Source organism: Abyssisolibacter fermentans (assembly GCF_001559865.1).
Lineage (GTDB): Bacteria > Bacillota > Clostridia > Tissierellales > MCWD3 > Abyssisolibacter > Abyssisolibacter fermentans.
The window spans coordinates 1-2,031 of sequence record NZ_LOHE01000012.1 but is presented as its reverse complement, the minus strand read 5'-3'; the positions used below and the strand labels follow the sequence as shown (position 1 = coordinate 2,031).

Annotated in this window: 1 protein-coding gene; it reads left to right on the top strand. The window is 28.3% G+C overall.

Translation table 11 applies throughout. From position 1 onward, the window contains the following. Nucleotides 1-765: 765 nt before the first annotated feature. Nucleotides 766-1,986, top strand: a complete 1,221-nt coding sequence (locus tag AYC61_RS00995) for an LL-diaminopimelate aminotransferase (RefSeq protein ID WP_066495483.1) — start codon at nt 766-768, stop codon at nt 1,984-1,986. Nucleotides 1,987-2,031 lie beyond the last annotated feature (45 nt).

The window sequence follows — 2,031 nt, the reverse complement described above, 5'->3', positions numbered from 1 at the left end:
ATTTAAATTTCTTTTTGAGTAAAAAATATATCCTTATGGGTACATTACTCCGATTATTATCGTTACCAAAATAAAACATTCTAATACATGCATAACATAGAAATAATTGGAGATAATAAATATGAGTACTAGCACTAGACAAATTTAATTCAAATTTCAAATATTTTTGTCAGTTTAGAGTGAAATTTTTTCTCTAAAAGCACAAAGTTAATTATATTCTCTCTACAAGATTTATTTCACCTTCATTTACTTTGTTTATATATTCATCAAAACTACATCTTCCCCATGAACTGTATAGTTGAGAATATATATTGTGATTCATTTGAATAATTCTCCTTTGTAAGTTTTTCGTCAAACTTAACGATATAAGAGAAATTCAAATGAATCATTTTTTAATTCCCAAAAATTCTCTTTTAGGCATTTTATTTTACAACTTAATAAGTTTTAATTCTCTCAGGTAATTTATTTTTATAATCCTTTAACAAATTTTTTATATATGAATATTATAAAATAATCCCTGATTATTCATATAACTCCCGATAATATGCTGTATAGTTCTGAATTATAAGATTTCAGTGAATTCGAAGGCATACCGAGTGGTATGTCGAGAATTTAATGGACTTCTTATAATCATGAGCAGAGAACTAAAACCTGTGATTTTATGTGAATCGCTTATTCATTCGAAGAATGAGGTTCATTTATAAAAGGTATTTAATTTTCTATGAATAATCTGGGATAATCAATATTTAAAGATGGAGTGATCGTATGAGTTTTATATCTAAAGTAACATCTGATAGATTAAATAATTCAAAATTTTCCAAATATAAATTTGAAGAAATTAAAAGTTTAAAAAAGAAACTCATATCAATGTACCCAAATAAAAAAATAATAGATATGGGTATAGGCGAACCAGATAATAAAGCAGATATTAATATAATAGATATTTTATCAAAGGAAGCTGTTAAAACAGAAAACAGAGGATATGCTGACAATGGAATACAAGAATTTAAGCAAGCTGCTTGTAAATATTTAAGTAATGTTTATAACCTAAAAAATATTGATAGTAATACTGAAATATTACACGGGATAGGTACTAAATCAATACTATCAATGCTTCCACTATGTTTTATAAATCCTGGAGATTATTCTTTGGTAACTACCCCTGGATATCCCATAATCGCTTCCCATACTAAGTACTTAAATGGTAAAGTTTTCAACTTACCTCTATATGATTACAATGATTTCTATCCAAATTTTAATGCAGTACCAGAAGACATATTATATAAAACTAAACTTCTATATATAAACTATCCTAATAATCCAACCGGTCAAGTACCTACTGTTAAGTTATATAATCAAATAGTCTCACTTGCACATAAATACGAATTTGTAGTGATTTCTGATGCTGCGTATGCACCGCTTGTATTTGATGGGTTAAAACCTCTGAGTTTTTTATCTGTAGATGGTGCTAAGGAAGTAGGCATTGAAATTCATACTTTAAGTAAAGCTTTTAATATGACTGGCTGGCGTTTAGCATTTGCTGCGGGTAATAAAGAAATAATAAATCTATATTCAAAGGTTAAAAACAATACTGACTCAGGTCAATTTATACCTATACAAAAAGCTGGTATATATGCTCTGGGGCATCCTGAATTAACCAAAGAAACCTGCATCAAATACTCTAGAAGACTTGATATGCTTACTGAGGTTCTACAACAAATCGGATTTAAGGTTAAAAAACCTAAGTCAACTTTTTATTGTTATGTACCAATTCCTAAAGGTACTAAAAATGGTATTACATTCACAAGCGCTATGGATGCATTTAAATATATATTAGAAAATGCCTTCATATCGACTGTCCCTTGGGATGATGCAGGGGCATTTCTTAGATTTTCTGTAACGTATACTGCTGATAGTATAGAAGAAGAAAAAGCTATAATGAATTCATTAAAAGAAAGGCTAGAAAGCTTGGAGTTGGTATTTTAAACAGAGAATAGATATATAATATATATAAATGAAACTCCTACTCAC

What these genes read in the sequence shown, in the direction of transcription:
- AYC61_RS00995 (WP_066495483.1), top strand. Translation starts at nt 766, where the DNA reads ATGAGTTTTATATCTAAAGTAACATCTGATAGATTAAATAATTCAAAA.